Source organism: Micromonospora sp. NPDC049203, from assembly GCF_043197215.1.
Lineage (GTDB): Bacteria > Actinomycetota > Actinomycetes > Mycobacteriales > Micromonosporaceae > Micromonospora.
The window spans coordinates 91,685-111,224 of record NZ_JBICSV010000014.1; the positions used below are offsets into that span (position 1 = coordinate 91,685).

18 protein-coding genes and 2 tRNA genes are annotated in these 19,540 nt (G+C 72.4%); 11 read left to right on the forward strand and 9 right to left on the reverse strand.

Translation table 11 applies throughout. The features are described from left to right. Positions 1 to 98 precede the first annotated feature (98 nt). Entirely contained in the window at positions 99 to 578 is a 480-nt protein-coding gene (locus ACGFIA_RS26990) for a hypothetical protein (protein WP_393262720.1), read from the reverse strand. Positions 579 to 779: 201 nt separating this feature from the next. Then, on the reverse strand, positions 780 to 1,031 hold the full coding sequence (locus ACGFIA_RS26995; protein WP_269704528.1) for a hypothetical protein: 252 nt from the start codon (positions 1,029 to 1,031) through the stop codon (positions 780 to 782). 156 nt (positions 1,032 to 1,187) lie between these two features. Here ACGFIA_RS26995 and ACGFIA_RS27000 point away from each other — a divergent pair, with 156 nt between their 5' ends. After that, on the forward strand, positions 1,188 to 3,068 hold the full coding sequence (locus ACGFIA_RS27000; RefSeq protein WP_357473212.1) for a propionyl-CoA synthetase: 1,881 nt from the start codon (positions 1,188 to 1,190) through the stop codon (positions 3,066 to 3,068). A 61-nt stretch (positions 3,069 to 3,129) separates the two neighbouring features. Here the strand turns inward: ACGFIA_RS27000 and ACGFIA_RS27005 are convergent, their stop codons facing one another. Next, complete coding sequence (locus ACGFIA_RS27005) at positions 3,130 to 5,253, reverse strand: M14 family zinc carboxypeptidase (RefSeq protein WP_357481069.1); 2,124 nt, start codon at positions 5,251 to 5,253, stop codon at positions 3,130 to 3,132. 77 nt (positions 5,254 to 5,330) lie between these two features. Next, positions 5,331 to 8,246: an Hsp70 family protein gene (locus ACGFIA_RS27010; protein WP_393262724.1), complete on the reverse strand. Its 2,916-nt coding sequence runs from the start codon at positions 8,244 to 8,246 to the stop codon at positions 5,331 to 5,333. 129 nt (positions 8,247 to 8,375) lie between these two features. Here ACGFIA_RS27010 and ACGFIA_RS27015 point away from each other — a divergent pair, with 129 nt between their 5' ends. Further along, the gene (locus tag ACGFIA_RS27015; protein WP_393262727.1) at positions 8,376 to 9,023 is read left to right on the forward strand and encodes an MOSC domain-containing protein; all 648 of its coding nucleotides are present in this window, start codon (positions 8,376 to 8,378) and stop codon (positions 9,021 to 9,023) included. A gap of 9 nt (positions 9,024 to 9,032) precedes the next feature. On the opposite strand, the gene ACGFIA_RS27020 is transcribed toward ACGFIA_RS27015, so the two are convergent. Then, complete coding sequence (locus tag ACGFIA_RS27020; protein WP_393262730.1) at positions 9,033 to 9,545, reverse strand: hypothetical protein; 513 nt, start codon at positions 9,543 to 9,545, stop codon at positions 9,033 to 9,035. Between the two features lie 171 nt (positions 9,546 to 9,716). Here ACGFIA_RS27020 and ACGFIA_RS27025 point away from each other — a divergent pair, with 171 nt between their 5' ends. Beyond that, a complete protein-coding gene (locus ACGFIA_RS27025; RefSeq protein ID WP_357481057.1) occupies positions 9,717 to 10,166 on the forward strand; it encodes a nucleoside deaminase in 450 nt (149 codons plus the stop codon). 54 nt (positions 10,167 to 10,220) lie between these two features. Further along, positions 10,221 to 10,991 carry a hypothetical protein gene (locus ACGFIA_RS27030; RefSeq protein ID WP_393262733.1) on the forward strand — a complete coding sequence of 257 codons (771 nt, stop codon included), beginning with the start codon at positions 10,221 to 10,223 and terminating at the stop codon, positions 10,989 to 10,991. Positions 10,992 to 11,080: 89 nt separating this feature from the next. Here the strand turns inward: ACGFIA_RS27030 and ACGFIA_RS27035 are convergent, their stop codons facing one another. Both ACGFIA_RS27035 and ACGFIA_RS27040 read right to left on the reverse strand, forming a co-directional pair. Further along, entirely contained in the window at positions 11,081 to 11,389 is a 309-nt protein-coding gene (locus ACGFIA_RS27035; RefSeq protein ID WP_393262736.1) for a hypothetical protein, read from the reverse strand. Between the two features lie 92 nt (positions 11,390 to 11,481). After that, positions 11,482 to 11,555: transfer RNA gene (locus ACGFIA_RS27040), tRNA-Gly, on the reverse strand. Positions 11,556 to 11,705: 150 nt separating this feature from the next. On the opposite strand from ACGFIA_RS27040, the gene ACGFIA_RS27045 reads away from it, so the two are divergent. From ACGFIA_RS27045 to clpX, 5 genes are all read left to right on the forward strand, one after another. After that, positions 11,706 to 11,779, forward strand: a tRNA-Pro gene (locus ACGFIA_RS27045). A 149-nt stretch (positions 11,780 to 11,928) separates the two neighbouring features. Then, positions 11,929 to 13,275, forward strand: coding sequence for a trigger factor (tig, locus tag ACGFIA_RS27050; protein ID WP_357386358.1), 1,347 nt, complete (start codon positions 11,929 to 11,931; stop codon positions 13,273 to 13,275). Positions 13,276 to 13,450: 175 nt separating this feature from the next. Further along, positions 13,451 to 14,092 carry an ATP-dependent Clp protease proteolytic subunit gene (locus tag ACGFIA_RS27055; protein ID WP_013288035.1) on the forward strand — a complete coding sequence of 214 codons (642 nt, stop codon included), beginning with the start codon at positions 13,451 to 13,453 and terminating at the stop codon, positions 14,090 to 14,092. Between the two features lie 14 nt (positions 14,093 to 14,106). Then, on the forward strand, positions 14,107 to 14,769 hold the full coding sequence (locus ACGFIA_RS27060) for an ATP-dependent Clp protease proteolytic subunit (RefSeq protein ID WP_013288034.1): 663 nt from the start codon (positions 14,107 to 14,109) through the stop codon (positions 14,767 to 14,769). Between the two features lie 227 nt (positions 14,770 to 14,996). After that, positions 14,997 to 16,289 (forward strand): ATP-dependent Clp protease ATP-binding subunit ClpX, encoded by a 1,293-nt coding sequence (gene clpX / locus ACGFIA_RS27065; protein WP_091423211.1) that lies wholly within the window; start codon positions 14,997 to 14,999, stop codon positions 16,287 to 16,289. Between the two features lie 23 nt (positions 16,290 to 16,312). Here the strand turns inward: clpX and ACGFIA_RS27070 are convergent, their stop codons facing one another. Beyond that, the gene (locus ACGFIA_RS27070) at positions 16,313 to 16,936 is read right to left on the reverse strand and encodes an XRE family transcriptional regulator (RefSeq protein ID WP_357481040.1); all 624 of its coding nucleotides are present in this window, start codon (positions 16,934 to 16,936) and stop codon (positions 16,313 to 16,315) included. 41 nt (positions 16,937 to 16,977) lie between these two features. Here ACGFIA_RS27070 and ACGFIA_RS27075 point away from each other — a divergent pair, with 41 nt between their 5' ends. Further along, on the forward strand, positions 16,978 to 17,811 hold the full coding sequence (locus ACGFIA_RS27075) for an EamA family transporter (RefSeq protein WP_357473177.1): 834 nt from the start codon (positions 16,978 to 16,980) through the stop codon (positions 17,809 to 17,811). A gap of 39 nt (positions 17,812 to 17,850) precedes the next feature. Continuing rightward, a complete protein-coding gene (locus ACGFIA_RS27080) occupies positions 17,851 to 18,648 on the forward strand; it encodes a carbon-nitrogen hydrolase family protein (RefSeq protein WP_357473174.1) in 798 nt (265 codons plus the stop codon). A gap of 5 nt (positions 18,649 to 18,653) precedes the next feature. Here ACGFIA_RS27080 and ACGFIA_RS27085 read toward each other — a convergent pair whose 3' ends face one another. Beyond that, complete coding sequence (locus ACGFIA_RS27085; protein WP_357386367.1) at positions 18,654 to 18,875, reverse strand: hypothetical protein; 222 nt, start codon at positions 18,873 to 18,875, stop codon at positions 18,654 to 18,656. Positions 18,876 to 19,540: the final 665 nt, after the last annotated feature.

The following is a 19,540-nucleotide window of genomic DNA, read 5'->3' on the forward strand; positions in this document are numbered from 1 at the left end:
GGCGCGCTCGGCCTCGCCGGCCCCCTCGCGGCCGGCCCCGCCCCGCCGCCCCCCCCCCCCCCCCCCCCCCCCCCCCCCCCCCCCCCCGACCCGGGGTGTCAGAAGGTGGTCGGGGCGCCGGCGGTCTTGCAGGCGGCGTTGATGTCCTTGCTGGCCTTCTCCATGGCCGGGTTGTCGGCGGCGGTTCCCGGGTCGGCGGCCGAGCCCGCCTTGCCGGCCTCCGCGGCGAACTCCTTCAGGGCGGTGGCCGCCTTGCCGTCCCCGGCGGTCCCGGCCAGCTTGGCCACCCGGTCACCGAGTTCGGTCAGGATCTCGCCGGTCTGCTTCGTCAGGTCGCCACCCGACTGCACGGCGGTCATGAGCTTCGCCCGCATGTCCTTGTTGATCTTTTCTGCGGCGGTGCAGAGGTCCTTGTCACTCATCGCGGCCGCCGAGGGCGAGGAGGCCGCCGTGGAGGGTACGGCGGAGGCCGAGGTGGCCGCCGGCCCGGCCGTGGTCGCTGGCTTCTCGTCGCCGCACGCGGCGAGGCCCAGCACGGCACAGGCAAAGAGGATCGGGATGATCCGGTTCGTTTTCACGCCTGGGCACGCTAGTCGATGCCCGTCATTGATCAAACTCGGTTTGCCGGGGCCGGTCCGCGGAATGCGCGGGCGGGCGGCATTCGTGCCGCCCGCCCGCGTCCGGCCGCGGTACGCCGCGACGCCGGTCGTCGCTCCACCAGGACCGTTCTGCCTTACCCCGCCCCACGGGCTTCATCCGTCGCCCGTTGGGCTGAGCGGTCACCGCTGCTCGTCGGCCTTCGGCGACGCGACCCGGGCCGCCGGGTCCTCGACGCCCGGCTCGCCGCCACCGGGCGCCACCATGCCGTCGTAGTTGTAGACCACGCCGTCGTCGCCGTGCTGCTTGGTGGTCCGGATGTAGCGGTGGATCATCCCGTCGATCTCGATCTCCACCAGGGCCTTGCCGTCCGCGTCCTGGCTGCTGCCGTCGCGGGGACCGCCGACCAGGTACGCCTTCGTGTTCGTCTCCATGTGCCCGCCCTACCCCGGCCCGGCCCGCCGGAAACGGCCGGGGCCGGCCACCACCCACCGCCGTGAGGGGCCGTTCGGCGAGCCGGGGCGTGCTTCCGGCGCACCGGACCCGGTCGGCCGTCGTGCCGGCGCGGTGTCGCGGAGCAGCATGACGGCATGGGCGCGTATCGATCAGCGTACGAGCGGAGCATCACCGACCCGGCCGGTTTCTGGCGGGACGCGGCGGCCGACATCGACTGGGTCATCCCACCGGACCGCGTCCTCGACGACTCGGCGGCGCCGCTGTACCGCTGGTTTCCCGACGGGGTGCTGAACACCTGCCACAACGCGCTGGACCGGCATGTCGCCGCCGGCCGGGGCGACCAGCCCGCGCTGATCCACGACAGCCCGGTCACCGGCACCGTCAGGACCCTCACGTACGCCGAACTGCTCGCCGAGACCGCCCGGTTCGCCGGTGCGCTGCGCCGCCTCGGCGTCGGCCGGGGCGACCGGGTCCTGCTCTACCTGGCGATGGTTCCGGAGGCGGTGGTCGCCATGCTGGCCTGCGCCCGGATCGGCGCGGTGCACTCGGTGGTCTTCGGCGGCTTCGCCGCGCACGAACTGGCCGTCCGGATCGACGACGCGCGGCCGAAGGTGGTGGTCGCCACCTCCTGCGGCATCGAGGTGGACAGGGTGGTGCCGTACCACCCGATCCTGGCCGCCGCGCTGGACGAGGCCACGCACGCGCCGGAGCGATGCGTGGTGGTGCAGCGCCCGCAGGACCCGGCCCCGCTGGTGCCCGGCCGCGACCTGACCTGGGACGAGGTGATGGCGGACGCGGAACCGGCGCCGTGCGAGCCGGTGGCCGGCACCGACCCGCTCTACATCCTCTACACCTCGGGCACCACCGGCCGGCCCAAGGGCGTGGTGCGGGACAACGGCGGGCACGCGGTGGCGCTGCGCTGGTCGATGCGCAACGTCTACGGCATCGAGCCGGGCGAGGTCTTCTGGGCCGCCTCCGACGTGGGCTGGGTGGTCGGCCACTCCTACATCGTGTACGCGCCGCTGCTCACCGGCGCGACCACGGTGCTCTACGAGGGCAAGCCGGTCGGCACCCCCGACGCCGGGGCGTTCTGGCGCGTCGCCGCCGAGCACCGGGTGGCCGCCCTGTTCACCGCGCCCACAGCGATCCGGGCGATCCGCCGCCAGGACCCGGAGGGCGAGCACATCTCCCGGTACGACCTGAGTGCGCTGCGTACCCTCTTCCTCGCCGGTGAGCGGCTGGACCCGGACACCTGGGCCTGGGCGGGGGAGCGGCTCGGCGTACCCGTCGTCGACAACTGGTGGCAGACGGAGACCGGCTGGCCGGTGGCGGCCAACCCGCGCGGCCTGGAGCCGCTGCCGATCAAGCCCGGGTCGCCGTCGGTGCCGGTGCCCGGCTACGACGTGCGCGTGGTCGACGGCGCGGGCCGCGACGTGCCGCCGGGCACTGACGGCTCGATAGTGATCCGGCTGCCGCTGCCGCCCGGCTGCCTGCCCACGCTCTGGGGCGACGACGAGCGGTTCGTCCGCTCCTACCTGTCCACGTTCCCCGGCACCTACCTGACCGGCGACGGCGGCCGGTTCGACGAGGACGGCTACCTGTACGTGATGGGCCGCACCGATGACGTCATAAACGTGGCCGGGCACCGCCTGTCCACCGGCGCGATGGAGGAGGTCCTGGCGACGCACCCGGCGGTGGCCGAGTGCGCGGTGATCGGCGTGGCCGACGCGCTCAAGGGGCAGGTGCCCAGCGGGTACGTGGTGCTCAAGGCCGGCGCCGACGTGGACCCGGACGCGCTCGCCGCCGAGCTGGTCGCGCTGGTCCGGCAGCGGATCGGCCCGGTGGCCGCGTTCCGCCGGGTGAGTGTGGTGCCGGCGCTGCCGAAGACCCGCTCCGGGAAGATCCTGCGGCGCACCATGCGGGGCCTGGTGGAGGGGCGCGACGAGCCGGTGCCGGCGACCATCGACGACCCGGGTGCGCTCGCCGTCTTCCGCGACCTCGGCACCGCAGACTGAACTGTGCGGGGCTGACGCGGTCCCCGGCCGGCCGGATCGGCCGGCCGGGGACCGCCTGCGGTCAGCGCCGGACCGGGTTGCGGGCGGCGTAGTCGCGGGCCACCCGGACCAGTTCGATCAGGCCGCCCGCGTACTCCTGCGCCTCGGCGTGCGCCTCGTCGAACGGCGGCTGGAAGCCGACGCCCTCCCACTGGCCGGTGGCCTCGTTCCACCTGTCGTTCCCGACCTCGAAGTCCCAGGCGAAGATGCCCAGCTCGTAGTAGAGCTGGTCGGCGGAGTTGCCGGCCGCCGAGTAGAGCACGTCGGCGACCGGGCCGGTCTGCGACGGCCAGGTGACGGTGCCGCGCTCGGCCGCGATGGCGCCGACGATGCGCCGCGCGCTGCCCAGGAAGAGGGTCGACTCGTCGATCGACGGGCGCGGCAGCGTCACCCGCCCGTCGGCCTTGTACGCCCCGGGCGGCCACATGAAGTAGCCACCGTAGGAGTGCACGTTCATCGCGAACCTGATGTTCGGGTGGGCCTTGGCCAGGTCGATCACGTTGCGGCTCTCCGGTTCGGACAGCTCGGCGGTGCCCGCGTAGTTGCCGGCGAGGCAGTTGGTGCTCGCGCCCACGTACCCGTCGAACAGGGAGCCGACCGTGTAGTTGCGGTTGACGTCGACGCCCCACATGGTGCGGTACTTCGGGTCCCGAGCCTCGCCGGTGCAGTGGTTTACCAGGTTCTTGCGCTGGAAGTTGTAGTCGTGGAACGAGTAGTTCGCGCCGTCCGGGTTGACGGTCGGGATGACGAACACGTCCACCTGCTCCAGCAGTTGGCGGGTGGCCGCGTCGGTACGGGCGTTGGCGAGCAGCCGCTCGGCGAACTCCAGCGTCACCAGCGGCGTCGCCCACTCCCGGGCGTGCTCCTGCGAGTACGCCAGCACGCCGATCCGGGAGCCGTCACGGTGCTTGCCGATGCGCAGCGCCTGCACCGTCCACGGCCGGGCCGGCACCTCGGTGCCCTGCAACCCGTCGTCGAGGCGTACCGGCCCGGCCACCGGCATCGGCAGCCCGGCCGAGCCCTCCTCCACGGTGGCCCGGAAGCGGGCGCCGCGCGGGGCGCTGATCAGGGCGGCGACGTCGTCGGTGGTGCTCGTCACCTTGCCCGCCCGGTCGGTGGCCAGCGAGACGGTGAGCACCCGGTCCCGGTAACGCATGCTCAGCGGCCGGTTCGGCCGGCCCGGGTCGACGGTGCGTACCCGCACGCCGTTCATGCCCTGGTCGCCGAAGCGGACCGACTCCACCACCACGGCGGCGACCGCCGGGTCGCCCAGGTAGGCGGCGGCGTTGCGGCGGTAGCCCTGGGTCTTGTTCGGCAGGTCGATCACGTCGACCAGGTCGCGGTACTGGCGGCCGAGCCGGGCGACGCGCGCCCTGATGTCCACCGGCGTGAGGTACGCGTCGATGAAGTCCCTCTGGTAGCCGGCCGGCTGCGGCGGCGGGGACGCGTTCGGCCAGAGCGACGGCGTCACCGGCCGGCTCGTCCCGCCCAGCGTGGAGGTGGCGGTGAGCTGCACCGGCCGGCTCGGCACCGGCTGCGGCAGCGCGTAGTGGTACTGGTATTCGCCCGAGTCCTCGAAGCGGTACAGCGGGAACGAGCCGGTGGCGCCGTCGGCGGTCCGCCAGCCCACCGTGATCTCCACGTCCGGGTCGTCGGTGGCGGTGGTGGCCACCTGGGCCTGGAGGAACGTCCGCCCGCCCGTGGTCCACCAGTACGCCTGGAGGAACTGGAGCGTGTCGACAGCGGCGGTGGTGCCGCTCGCGCGCAGCCCCGCGCGGGTGCGGTCCTGCGCGGCGCGGCGGCTCTCGGCCAGGCGCCGGGCCCCGTCGTCGGCGCGCTGCACCACCTGCACGGCGGTGGCTCCCTGCCGGGTGAGGTCGGCGAGCTGCCGTCCGGTGAGGACGAGGTCGGCGGTCAGCTCGCCGTCGCGCGAGCGGGGGCGGTTGGCCAGGTCGGCGCCGCCGGCCACCAGGCGGTCGAGCTGCGCCCGGTCGGCGAGCCGCACGCGGACGAGGGCGGTCTCGGTGGGGGCGAGCGTGATCGTGGGGACGGGCGGTGCGGCGGCGGCCGGCCCGGGGTGGGTCAGCGCCGCGGCGATCAGGATGCTTGTGGCGGTGAGTGCGGTCCACCGTCGTCGGACGAACACGGGGCCTCCTGACGAACGTCGATCTCTCTGCCGCTCACACCAGTCGAGGCATCGATCGCTGTCAAGCTCACTTCCGGTCAGCCGGCGAACCGGTACAGCTGGAACCCCTTCTCCGCGCCGCACACCAGCATCTCGGTGTTCCACGAGCAGGACGCGCTGCGGATCTGCTTCAGCTGCCCCATCTCGACCGGCTTGCCGTCCACCGCCATACCGGCGAGGACGCGGTCGTCCTCGAAACTGCTCGGGGCCTTGGAGAAGATCAGCACGTTGCCGGCGTCCAGCCGGACCGCCGACCCGTCCCGTTCCCGCACCGCGGTGCCGTCCGGCGCGAACAGCGTCACCGCGTCCGGCGAGGCCCGCCCGGCCAGCACGTGCTCACCGACCGGCACCAGCGACTCGGCGCGCGGCGCCGCCCACTGCCGGGTGCCCGCACCCTCGGTCGCCGCCACCACGCGGGTGTCGTCGGCGCCGCTGCCGGTCGTCTCCAGCAGGCACACGCGACGCTCACCGCAGGTGACCAGATCCTTCACCCGGCCGCCCTGCTCCGGCGCCTCGTACAGCACGCCCGGCGTGCCGAGGCTGCCCAGGTCGTAGGCGAGCAGCCGCAGGCCACGCTCGTCCTCCGCGACGTACAGCCGGTCGTCGCGGGCGGCCATCGGATCGTCGAGGCCGGCCACGTTGCCCCGCTCCTTGAGGATCTTCCCGGTGCGCATGTCAAGCACCCGGACCGAGCGGTCCGCGCCGACCTGCACGAGCCGGTCCGCCTTCCCCGCCCACGGGGCGAGCGGCGCGCCCTCGGCGTCGGCGGCGCCGTCCAGCGCCGCACCGGTGGCGACCGGCAACACCTTCGTGCGCGCGTCGCCGTACTCGGTGCGCGGGTTGGGCCGCTCCCACCGCTGCCGGCCGTCGCTGAGCCGCAGCCCGGCCAGGCGTTCGCCGGTGCGGTCCAGCCGGACGATCGTGTCGGGCCCGAGGTACAGGGTGTCGTCGCGGCCGACGTCGGTCCGCCAGCGCTGCTCGCCGGAATCGCCGTCGAGCACCGCGAGCACGCGCGGGTTGTCGCCGCCGGTGGCGTCGGAGAGGACGAGCAGCCCGTCGGGCAGCGCCCGGACCCCGGCCCACCGCTGCGCGCTCGCGTCGGTCCGCGTCTCCCAGACGGTCTTGCCGGTCGACGCCTCGACTGCTGTCACGTGGAGATGGTCGTCGGGCAACGAGCGGGCCAGGTAGGCGCGGTCCCCGAGCGTCGCGGTGAACATCTGGTCCGGCCGCGTGTCACCGGCGGCCACCGTCCGCACCAACTCGGGGGCGTGGAAGTCCAGCGCCGGGTGCCGGTCCCGGAACACCCAGAGCAGCACCGACGCCGCCACGGCGACCACCACGAGACCCGCGCCGAGCGCGATCCACCGGCCGCGCCGGGGCCGGCCGCCGCCGGGCCGGACACCGTTCGGCGCGGGGGAGAAGGGCGCCCCGGGTACGCCGGGCTGCCAGCCGCCGCCGGGCGGAGGGGCGCCGTATCCCCCGGCGGGCTGGGGCGGAACCGGACCGTGGGCGGCGGGTGTGCCGTCGTACCTCGTGGGCTGGGGCGGAACCGGACCGGCGAGCGGCGTGCCGTCGTACCTGGTGAAGGGCGTCTGCGGGGCGGCGCCGTCGGCGACCAGCGTGCCGTGCGGTCCGGCGGACGCCGCGTCCGGCCCGCCGAGGCGCGCGGTCGGGTTCGTCCTCGTCGCACCGGCGGCGACAGTGGCCGCGTTCGCCGTGCCGGCGGCCGGCGCCTCGCCTGCCGGCGGCGGGGGCCCCGCCGGTCCGGGATGCGGGGGCGCGTGCTGGGCCGGCACGGCGGGACGGCCGGACCGGCGAGGTAGCGGTAGGTCCGTGAGCGCGCCCTCGGCGACCGGCATCTCCGGCTGCTCCAGCACTGTCGGCGCGATGCCCAGCTCGGCGTGCAGCAGCCGGGCCACCAGCGGCACCCGGGTCGACCCGCCGACCAGGAACAGGCCGGACAGCTGCTCCGGGCGCAGCCCGGCGGCGGCGGTCACCTCCCGGGTCTCCGTCACCGCCCGGGCCAGCAGCGGCGCGGCCAGGCGTTCGAAGTCCTCCCGGGTCAGCGGCACCGCCGCCTCCACCCCCGGTACGGCCACCGGCGCCACCATGGCCCGGGACAGCATCTCCTTCGCGCCGCGCACGTTGTCCCAGAGCTGCTGGCGGTCCCGCCGCTCGGCGGTGGTGCTCGGGTCGGTCAGCCGGGCCCACTCCCGCGGGTGGGCCGGGCCGACCAGCTCGCCGAGCCGCCCGAGCAGGGCCGCGTCCAGGTCGAGCCCGCCGAGGTCGGGGATCCCGCCGGTGGCGACCAGCTGGAAACCGGAGTCGCCCCACGGGTCGGCGCCCTCGTTGCGCAGCACCGCCACGTCGAGCGTGCCTCCGCCGAAGTCGAACACCGCCACCGCGCCGCCCACCGGCACCGGCCGGCGCAGCACCTGCGTGAAGTAGCGCGCCGCGCCCACCGGCTCGCGCAGCAGCCGGGTGCCGGGCGCGATCGGCCCGGCGAGCGTGTGCTCGGCCGCCGCCGGCCAGCCGGCCAGTTCCAGCGCGTCGTGCAGCACCTGACGGCGGGCCGGCGTCCAGGCCGCCGGGTGGGTGACCACCGCCGGGGGCAGCATCCCGACCGCCGCCACCGCCGCGTCCGCTACCGCGCGCAGCGTCGCGGCCAGCAGCTCCGCCGGCCGGTACGCCCGCCCGCCCAGCTCGACGGTCTCCTCGTCGACCCGGCGCTTCGGGTTCGGCTCGTAACCGGCCGGGTCGGCCTGGGCCAGGCGCTGCGCGTCCCGCCCGACGTGCAGGTGACCGTCCGCGTCGGCGTGGACGCCGGACGGCAGGATCGGGTGCCCGTCGACCAGCACCGGCCGGGTGCGCCCGTCCGGCCAGCGCAGCACCGCCACGGTGTTCGAGGTGCCGAGGTCCACGCCGAGGGCGAAACCGTCCTGCTGGCCTGCCATCCGCGGCTACCTCCACCACCCGACGAGGATGTCCGGCCCGCATCGTACGCAGCCCACGCCGCCCCGCCGCCCACCCGGCCCGGCGGAATGGGGTGGCCGGTGGGACCGTGGCCGCATACCGTCGCGGTCATGAAGGTGATCTCCGTCAACGTCGGCCGACCGCAACCGAACCCCTGGAAGGGGATCGGGGCCACCGGCATCGACAAGCGGCCAGTCGACGGACGGGTGGCCGTCACCGCCCCCGGACCCAAGGGCACCGGCGCGGTCGGGCTCGCCGGTGACCGGGTCTACGACGTGGCCCACCACGGCGGCACCGACCAGGCCGTCTACGCGTACGCGCGGGAGGACCTGGACCACTGGGAGGCCGGACTGGGCCGCCCGCTCGCCGACGGCAGCTTCGGGGAGAACCTGACCACCCGCGGGCTGGACGTCAACGGCGCGCTCATCGGCGAGCGGTGGCGGATCGGGCCGGACCTGGTGCTGGAGGTCTCCTGCCCGCGCATCCCCTGCGGCACGTTCCAGGGGTGGCTGGGCGAACAGGGCTGGATCAAGCGGTTCACCGAGGCGGTACGGCCCGGGGCGTACCTGCGGGTGGTCACGCCGGGCAGCGTCGGCGCCGGCGACCCGGTCGAGGTCGTGCGCCGGCCCGACCACGACGTGACAGTGGCCCTGGTGTTCCGGGCCACGACGCTGGAGCCGGACCTGTTGCCCCGGCTGCTGGTGGCCGACGCGCTGCCGGAGGAGGACATGGCGCGGATCCGCCGCCGCCTGTCCTGAGCGCGCCTGTCAGCCGCGCCGCACGCGCCGCCTGGCCGCCACCACCGACCCGGCGGCGGCGAGCACCGCCACCGCCACCGCGCCGGCGATCCACCAGGCGCCGGGGACGTGCCGTCCCGCGGCCTGCGTCCGCTGCGCCGAGACCGTGGACGATGGGGCGGCCGACGTCGGGCCCGACATCTCGCGGATGCCGGCGCACAGGCCGGTGGCGCCGCCTGTCGAATTCACCCGGTACCGGATGCCGAGGCGGAAGTCGTAGCCGCAAGCGGCTTCGTCGGGCCAGACGCGCAGCCCGAGCGTGCTCCCGACCCTGGCGTCGCCCTTCTCGACGGAGTCGACGGTGAGCCGGACCGCGCGGTCGGTCACCTGCGAGACGGTGCCGACGACGATGCTCTCGGCGCGCTCGTCCATCGCGGTCGTGGGCCCGGCGCAGGTGCACGCCCAGGCGGGTTCGGCGGGGGACATGACCACGACGAGGCCGAGAGCTGCCATGGCGACGACAAGCAGGGCACGAAGTCTCATGGCCGCTTCGACGTCGGCGCATGTCGGTGGGTTCCGGGCCGCTTGACGAGGCGACGGCGCTGTGGCTGGACACCGGGACGCGCACGCGATCGAATTCACCGGTGCGACGCGTATGTCCGCAGCGGCGACCGGGCCCGGCTCGCCGTCGTGGACCGACCACCTGGAGGGCCGATGACACCCGATGACGAGGCGTTCCTGCGCCGCGCCGTGGAACTCGCCGACCGGGCCGGCGCGTCCGGCGAACGGCCGTTCGGGTCGCTGCTCGTCGGCGCGGACGGCACCGTCCTGATCGAGGACCACAACACGGTGGTCTCCGACAACGACGTCACCGCCCACCCGGAGCTGAAGCTGGCCCGCTGGGCCGCCCGGCAGCTCACCCCCGAGGCAGCGGTCGCCACCACCATGTACACCAGCTGCCAGCCCTGCCCGATGTGCGCCGTCGCGATCGACGCGTCCGGCCTCGGCCGGGTCGTGTACGCGCTGTCCGCCGAGCAGTTCGAGCAGGTGAAGCCGGCCACTGCGGCGCGGCGCCCGGTGCGGTACGACGGGCCGGCGCTGTTCGACGAGGCACGACGGCCGATCGAGGAGCACCACCAGGGAACGCGTCCTCGCACCGGGTGATGGGGATGGCACGCGATGGCTACGCTGTGCCGCACTGTCAGGGGGTGTGGTCCGGTGAGGCGTCGGCTGGGGTACGTAGCGATGGTGCTGCTCGGCGCCGTGCTGTTCGGTACGGCCGGCCTGGCCGCCGGGTCCTGGTACGGCGGCCGGGGCGCCGTGGCGGTCGGCTCCGACACGGCTCGGAGCGCGGCCGGCGAGCTGCTTCCCGGCACCGAGCCGACCGGCTCGATGAGCGTGCGCGGCTACCGGTACGGCGTCTTCCTGGCCGCTGACGAGGTGGGCGGGAGCCGGTTCGAGTTCCAGTACGGCGACGACGCCGACTGCGCGCTGTCCGAGCGGATGCGAGGTGCCGCCGAGACACGCGGGTGGCGGGAAATCCGCCGGATGCCGGGCTCCCCGTGCCACGGTTTGCGCGCCGAGCGGGACGGGCTGACGGTCACGCTCACCCATCGCGCGTACGGGTCGAGGCTGCGCATCGAGCCCTCCGCCCCCGGCGGGTTCACCGCCGCCACGATCATCGGCACCCTGCTGGGCGCGGTCGCGGGTGCGGCACTGTTCCGGGAGGTGGCGCGGCGTCGTTGGCCCGTACCCCTGCTGGTCGGCACGCCGGTGGTCGTCGCCCTGTTCCCGGGCGCCGCCCTCACCTGGATGGACCTGGCCGCGAACGGGCTCGCCGAGCCGGTATGGCCGGTCTGGCGGGCGCTCGCTCCCGTGCTGGTGCCGCTCTCGCTCGTGCTCCTTCTGATCGGTGTGGTCGTCCTCGCGAGCCGGCGGCGTCCGGCCGCGCCCGCCGCCGAGGCGGTCGTGACCACCACTGCCGGCTGATCAGTGCACGTCCGGCTCGTCGTACGGCACGCGGCCGGTGAAGAGGCCGAGCGCGGCGCCCAGGTGCCAGCCGCGTGTTGCCCGGACGGTCACGGCTCCCCGGTCACCGGCGCCGGCTCGCCGGTCACGCAGCTCTCGATGAACAACCGCTCGCCTTCCTTGCGCAAGGCAGCCCGCTCCGCGTAGTCGCCGACGTGTGGCGCGTTGTCGCCGGTGGGACCGTCGTAGAGCTGGTGGTAGGCGTCAGCGCACTCCTCCTGGTCGCCGACCGGGCCAGGGCTCGTCGCCGCATGGTGCTCGACGCCGTGCTGGGCCATCGAGCGCAGGTAGTCCATCTGCTCGTCGGGGGAGGCGGTGCCGCCGCACGCGGAGAGAAGCATCCCGACGGTCAGCGACAAGGCCGCTGCCGCGTATCGCTTCTCCGCGGGCACGGATCGTATCAATGATCCCGAATGCCCTGGGGGAAGCCGGGAGTGCGCCCAGGAGTTGTTGGAGCGGGCGACGGGAATCGAACCCGCACCGTCAGTTTGGAAGACTGAAGCTCTGCCATTGAGCTACGCCCGCGCGCACCCCACCATCGCGGGGCGCGCCGACAGCGTACCCAATCGTGGCGGACGTCGCGCAGCGCGTACCCCGGGCGGGCCCCGAACGCCGCCACACCGCGCCCCGGTCACCCGCGCGGGTGGCCGGACGGCATACACTCTTCGTCGCCACCGGGGTGTGGCGCAGCTTGGTAGCGCACTCGCTTTGGGAGCGAGGGGCCGTGGGTTCAAATCCCGCCACCCCGACTGTCGTTCGCGACCGGATCGTCCCGGGAACCGCCGGTTTTTTCCGCGCGGTGCCCGGGCACTGCCGATGCCGTCGGCCGGCTCGCCTACACTCGATGCGCGCAATCACGCCCCAGAACCAACACCCAGATCCGTCAAGGAGTACGCCTGTGAAGAGCACCGTCGAGACTCTGAGCCCGACGCGCGTGCGGCTCGCCATCGAGGTGCCGTTCGTCGAGCTCGAGCCGAGCCTCAAGAAGGCGTACCGGGAGATCGGCCAGCAGGTCCAGGTTCCCGGCTTCCGCCGGGGCAAGATCCCGGCCGCCGTGATCGACCAGCGGGTGGGCCGGGGGACCGTCCTCAACGAGGCGATCCAGGAGGCCATCCCGCAGAACATCCTCGCCGCGGTCCGGGAGCACGACCTGAAGACGCTCGGCCGTCCCGAGGTCGACATCACGGAGTTCAACGACGGCGACTCGCTCAACTTCACCGCCGAGGTGGACGTCCGGCCGGAGATCACCCTGCCGGACCCGGCCACCATCGAGGTCACCGTCGACGAGATCGAGATCGCCGACAGCGAGATCGACGAGCAGATCAACAGCCTGCGCGAGCGCTTCGCCACGCTGAAGACCGTCGAGCGGGCCGCCCAGGAGGGCGACTTCGTGCAGATCGACCTGAACGCCACCGTTGACGGCGAGGAGGTTCCGGGCGGCTCGGCGAGCAACATCTCGCACGAGGTGGGCAGCAAGCAGCTCCTGCCGGGTCTGGACGAGGCGCTTGTCGGCCTGGCCGCGGGCGACGACACCACCTTCACCACGCAGCTCGTCGGCGGCGACTACGCCGGCCGCGACGCCGACGTGGCGGTGACCGTCCGCACGGTCAAGGAGAAGGAGCTCCCCGAGCTCAACGACGACTTCGCGCAGATGGCCAGCGAGTTCGACACGATCGACGAGCTGCGCGGCGACCTGCGTGAGCGGGTCACCCGGGGCAAGCAGGTCGAGCAGATCTACGCCGCCCGTGACAAGGCCCTGGAGCAGATGGTGGCCGCCGCCGAGGTGCCGGCGCCCGAGGGCGTCGTCAAGGAGGAGGTCGAGAGCCGTAAGGCCGCGATGGTCGACCAGCTCGAGCGCATCGGCGCCTCCCTGGAGGAATACCTCGCGGCGGAGGAGAAGACCGAGGAGCAGATCGACACCGAGCTGACCGAGGCGGCGACGGACGGCGTCAAGATCCAGCTCCTGCTGGACACCCTGGCCGACGCCGAGGACGTGCAGGTCTCCGACGACGAGTTCGGTCACGAGATCGTGCACCGGGCGCAGCGCGCCGGCATGGCCCCGCAGCAGTACTACGACCAGCTGGTCCGCTCCGGCGCCGCCGCGGCCGTCTTCGGCGACGTCCGCCGGGGCAAGGCGCTCGCCGCGGTGATGGAGAAGATCAAGATCAAGGACTCGGCGGGCAACGAGGTCTCCCTCGACGCCCTGCGGGCCCAGAACGAGGCCGAGCACGACCACCAGCACTGATCATCGGGGGTGTCGGCCGCCGTCCCGCGCTGCGCGCCGGGAGGCGGCCGAAACCCTTTCCGGGGTACGCCGTGCGGGTGACTGCGCTGAGAGCGAACAGTGCCCCGACCGGGAGTACGCCCCCCGGCTGAGCGGTTAGTGTCGGGTAGGACGGTACGGAGAGCGAAGGGCTGCCATGACCGACATGCACATCCCCAAGAAGTCGCTCCGGGTGAACGAGGCCCGCGGTGGCGACTCCATTGGCAACCTCGACGACTCGGTCTACAACCGGTTGCTCAAGGAACGGATCATCTTCCTGGGCAGTGAGGTGAACGACCAGGTGGCCAACCGCATCTGCGCGCAGCTCCTGCTGCTCGCCGCGGAGGACCCGGACCGCGACATCTTCCTCTGGATCAACTCGCCGGGTGGCTCGGTCTACTCCGGCATGGCGATCTACGACACCATGCAGTACATCGACAACGACGTCTCGACCGTGGCGATGGGCATGGCGGCCTCCATGGGCCAGCTCCTGCTCTGTGCGGGCACCAAGGGCAAGCGGTACGCCCTGCCGCACGCGCGGATCATGATGCACCAGCCGTCGGGCGGCCTCGGCGGCACCGCGTCGGACATCGCGATCCAGGCCGAGCAGATGCTCTACACCAAGCGGATGTTCCAGGAGCGGGTCGCGTTCCACACCGGCCAGTCCCAGGCGCAGATCGAGGCGGACTCGGACCGTGACCGTTGGTTCACCGCCCAGGAGGCCATGGACTACGGCTTCATCGACAAGGTGATCATCGGGGCCGCGCAGGTTCCGGATGGCGCCGGGACCCTGAGCTGACCGAGGAGCTGACGATGACCGACCTGAGCCTGCCGCCCCAGTTCGCGGCCGTGCACAACCGCTACGTCCTGCCGTCGTTCGTCGAGCGCACGTCGTACGGGATGAAGGAGTCCAACCCGTACAACAAGCTCTTCGAGGACCGGATCATCTTCCTCGGCGTCCAGGTGGACGACGCGTCGGCGAACGACGTGATGGCCCAGCTGCTGACGCTGGAGGGTACCGACCCGGACCGCGACATCATCATGTACATCAACTCGCCCGGCGGCTCCTTCACCGCCATGACGGCGATCTACGACACCATGCAGTACGTCCGCCCGGACATCCAGACCGTCTGCCTCGGGCAGGCGGCGAGCGCGGCGGCGGTGCTGCTCTCCGCGGGCACCCCGGGTAAGCGGATGGCGCTGCCCAACTCCCGGATCATCATCCACCAGCCGGCCACCGAGGGCGGTTACGGCCAGGGCTCGGACATCGAGATCCAGGCGCGGGAGATCCTCCGGATGCGGACGCAGCTGGAGGACATGCTGTCCCGCCACTGCAACCGCCCGATCGAGCAGGTCCGCAAGGACATCGACCGTGACAAGATCATGACGGCCGAGGAGTCCAAGGAGTACGGGCTGGTCGACACGATTCTGACCAGCCGCAAGAAGGGTCTGCTGGCGTCGCACGCCGCAGGCTGATCAAGGTGTGGTCGGAGGTCGATCGGGGTATCGTTCCCGGTCGACCTCTGACACACCCGTTTTGGGGGTCGGAGAAAACCCGGCCACCGGGTAACGTCGGGTCTGTACCGCTCCGCCGGTCGGATCGGGTGGACTCGACAGCATGGTGGGACGACAGGACGGACGGGCGCTCCGGCGCTCGCAGGTCAGGGCCGGCGTTCCGGCCGATGAGTGCAGGGAGAACGTAGGTGGCACGGATCGGTGACGGCGGCGACCTACTGAAGTGCTCCTTCTGCGGCAAGTCGCAGAAGCAGGTCAAGAAGCTCATCGCGGGCCCCGGTGTCTACATCTGCGACGAGTGCATCGATCTCTGCAACGAGATCATCGAAGAGGAGCTGGCCGAGTCCGGCGAGGTGAAGTGGGAAGAGCTTCCCAAGCCGATGGAGATCTGCCAGTTCCTCGACAACTACGTCGTCGGTCAGGAGCAGGCCAAGAAGGCGCTCGCCGTAGCGGTCTACAACCACTACAAGCGGATCCAGGCGGAGGCCGCGGGTGCCCCGGGTTCCGGCACCGACGGTGTCGAGCTGGCCAAGTCCAACATCCTGCTGCTCGGCCCGACCGGCTGCGGCAAGACCCACCTGGCGCAGACGCTCGCCCGGATGCTCAACGTCCCGTTCGCGATCGCCGACGCCACCGCGCTCACCGAGGCGGGCTACGTCGGTGAGGACGTCGAGAACATCCTGCTGAAGCTCATCCAGGCCGCCGACTACGACATCAAGCGCGCCGAGACGGGCATCATCTACATCGACGAGGTCGACAAGATCGCCCGCAAGTCGGAGAACCCGTCGATCACCCGGGACGTCTCCGGCGAGGGCGTGCAGCAGGCGCTGCTGAAGATGCTCGAAGGCACTGTGGCCAACGTGCCGCCGCAGGGCGGGCGCAAACATCCGCACCAGGAGTTCATCCAGATCGACACCACGAACGTGCTGTTCATCTGCGGTGGCGCGTTCGCCGGGCTGGATCAGATCATCGAGGCCCGCACCGGCTCCGGCGGCACCGGCTTCGGCGCCCGGCTGCGGTCGGTCTCCGAGCGGTCGACCGACGACATCTTCAGCCAGGTCATGCCGGAGGACATGCTGAAGTTCGGGCTGATCCCCGAGTTCATCGGCCGGCTTCCGGTGATCACCAACGTGCGCAGCCTCGATCGCAGCGCCCTGGTACGCATCCTCACCGAGCCGCGCAACGCGCTGGTCCGGCAGTACCAGCGCCTGTTCGAGCTGGACGGCGTCGAGCTGGAGTTCGAGCCGCCCGCGCTGGAGGCCATCGCCGACCAGGCCATGCTCCGCGGCACCGGCGCCCGGGGCCTGCGGGCGATCATGGAAGAGGTCCTCCTCTCCGTGATGTACGAGGTGCCGAGCAACCCCGACGCCGCCCGGGTGCTGATCACCCGCGAGGTCGTCCTGGAGAACGTCAACCCGACGATCGTGCCCCGCGAGTTCACCGGCCGGCGCCGGCGGGACCGCGAGGAGAAGTCGGCCTGACCGCCGTCGTGACCGTGCCCGGGTCAGCCCGGGCGCGGTCCGCGTGAACGGGCCCGCCGATCCCACTCGCCCGACGGGGTCACCACCACCATCATCAGGCGTACCGGCTCGTCTCCGTCCGTGCGGTAGCCGTGCTCCCGGTCGGCGTGGAACTCGACCGTCTCGCCGGCGCGTACCTCGTGGTCGACGCCGTCGACCGTGACGGTCGCGGTGCCGTCGAGGACGTGCAGGATCTCCCGCGTGCCGTGGGCGTGGTCGGGGGAGCGCAGCTCCTCGCCGGGCTCGATCCGCCACTCCCAGAGCTCGACCAGGCCGGGCTCGCCGAGACCACTGAGCAGGCGGGCGACTCCGCCGTTGGGCCCGCGCCACAGCACCGGCGCCTCGTCCACCGCGCTGACCCGTGCGGTGCTCTGTTCGGCCGGCTCCAGCAGCCGGGCGATGCTCACGCCGAATGCGTCGGCGACCCGGCAGAGCGTGCCGATGCTCGGGTTGGTGCGGGCGCCCTCGATCTGCACGAGCATGCCCTTGCTGACGCCGGACCGGCCGGCCAGTTCCTCGAAGGACCAGCCGCGGGCCGCTCGCAACTCACGTACCTGGCCGGCGACCGCGGAGGTCACCGCGCCCACCCGTCCGCTAGCGTCGGTCATCACACTGTCCTTCATGGTCACTATTGTGGTACGACTTCCGGGTGCTTCCCGTTGTCTTCGCCGCCGTGTCCGCGGTCACCTTCGGCACCGCCGACTTCTGCGGCGGCAAGGCGTCCCAACGCGCCGACCCGATCGCCGTCACCGTCGTGTCACAGATCCTCAGTCTCCCACTGCTGGTGGTGCTCGTTCTCGTCGTGCCCGGCACCCCGAGCCCGCTCGACCTGGGGTGGGGTCTGCTCGCCGGGATTGCCGGCGCGGGCGGCGTCATCCTGCTCTACCGCGCACTGGCCACCGGCGTCATGGCCGTCGTCGCGCCGGTCACCGCGATCACCGCGGCGATCGTGCCGATCGTCGCCGGCCTGGCCCTCGCCCACTCCCCGGGCGCTGTCGCGCTCAGCGGCGCCGGGCTCGCAGTGGTCGCCATCGGGCTCGTCAGCATGGGGGAGCGTGGTGCCGCGCGCCGCGTCTCCGGCCGCGTCCTGACCATGGCACTCGCCGCGGGGCTGCTCTTCGGAGTCTTCTTCGCGCTGCTCGGCCAGGCCGACGAGAGCGCCGGCATGTGGCCGGTGCTCGCCATACGCTTCAGCTCCGTGACGTTCGGCCTCGCGCTCGCCGCCCGAACCGGCACGCGCCTGCGCCTGGGGCGGTGGGTGTTCGGCTGGACAGTGGCCGCCGGCCTGCTCGACGCGGCCGCCAACGCGTTCTTCCTCGCCGCCGCGGGACGGGGACATCTGAGCGTGGTGTCCGCCATCGCCTCGCTCTACCCGGCGAGCACCGTCCTGCTCGCGCTCGTCATCGACCGGGAACGGCTGCGGCCGGTGCAGCTGGCCGGGCTCGGCTTCGCCGCCGCCGCGCTCGTGCTGTCCAGCGTCTGAGCCCTGTCGTACGCCTGCTTCCGCCCGTACCCTCGGGTCATGCGTGTCGCCGTCTGCCAGCTCAACGCCCGCGACGACCGGGCGGCGAACCTCGCCGCCGCCGAGGCCCTGCTGGTCAGGGCCGCGGCGGCCGGCGCGGATCTCGCCCTCCTTCCGGAGTACGTCGACTACCTCGGTCACGCCGACGGGATGCCGCCGGCCGAGCCGGTCGACGGCACGGTGGGGCGGTTCTTCGCCGAGGCCGCCCGCCGCCTGGGCATGTGGGTGATCGCGGGCTCGTTCCACGAGGCCGGTCCGGACCCGGCGCACACCTGGAACACCTCCCTGGTCTTCGACCGCGAGGGCGCGCTCGCCGCCGCGTACCGGAAGATCCATCTGTACGACGTGGAGATCCCCGGTCGCGTCTCCTACCGGGAGTCGGCAACCGTCGCGCCCGGCGAGAAGCCCGTGGTGGTCGACGTCGAGGGTCTTCGGGTGGGCCTGTCCATCTGTTACGACCTGCGGTTCCCCGAGTTGTACCGCCAGCTTGCCGTCGACGGCGGCGCCGAACTGCTCGTCGTGCCGGCGGCGTTCATGATGCACACCGGGCGGGACCACTGGGAGGTGCTGCTTCGCGCGCGGGCGATCGAGAACCAGTGCTTCGTGGCGGCGGCCGGACAGACAGGCGACCACGACCCGGGCCGGACCTGCTTCGGCCGCAGCATGGTGGTCGACCCGTGGGGGACGGTCCTGAGCCAGGTCGCCGACGGTCCCGGGCTGGCGGTCACCGAGTTGGACCTGGAGCGGCTGCGGACGATCCGCAGCGAGCTGCCCAGCCTGGCCAACCGCCGGCTCTGACCCGGTCAGCCGCCCAGGAGCAGACCCAGGGCGGCGATCCCGGCGATCGCCGCCGCCGTGACCAGCAGGGCGGTGGTCATCCGGGAGGGGCCGCGCCGGGCCAGGCGTCTGACCGACAGCACCAGTACGGCGAGCACGACGGCCCCGATCACCAGTTGCCAGAACGGCAGCAGGAGCCCGAGGAGAGCATCCTCGGCGACGGCCGGGACCGGGGACGGATCATCCATGCCGACCACTCTGGCACGGCACCGCTCCGGGCGACCCCCTTCGACCGCGGCTTATCGCGGAAACGGTCGCGTCCCGGCCAACGACGATCATTGATTTGCCTTCGGCGGCGCGTCCGCGTAACTTTCTCTCTGCACGCGGGAGGCCGGGCAAACCGGCCGAGAACGGGCGCCAGGCTGGTGGCGGTGACGCCGAGCCAGACTGAGATTCGGGCGGTGCTCGAAGCTCCGGGAGACGGAGTTGCGAACGCGAAGCCGACCGGGTAGAGTTCGAAAGCCGGCAGGGAGCCGGGCGGGTGGTCGCGGAAGCGGCGCCGGCCGGTCCGCCGAAACTCACGACAGCAACGACCGCCGGAAACGGCGAGCGTCAGCGTGGGTCTGGTCGAGCCAAGTTGATCACCTAAAACACGAGGTTGACGACGAAAGCAAGACCGAGTAGGTTGGAGAGGTTGCCCCAAACGGGGATTCCGCTGATGCGGGGTTTCTGGTTGGTGTGTGGTTGTTCTTTGAGAACTCAACAGGGTGCTTGTAAAGCCAGTGCCAATTGTTTTATACCCCGGACTGGTCAGGCTGTTGTCTGGCTGGTTGGGATTCCTTTGGCAACACTTTTGTTGTCAGGATGCTGTTCGACAAGTTTTTGTTGGAGAGTTTGATCCTGGCTCAGGACG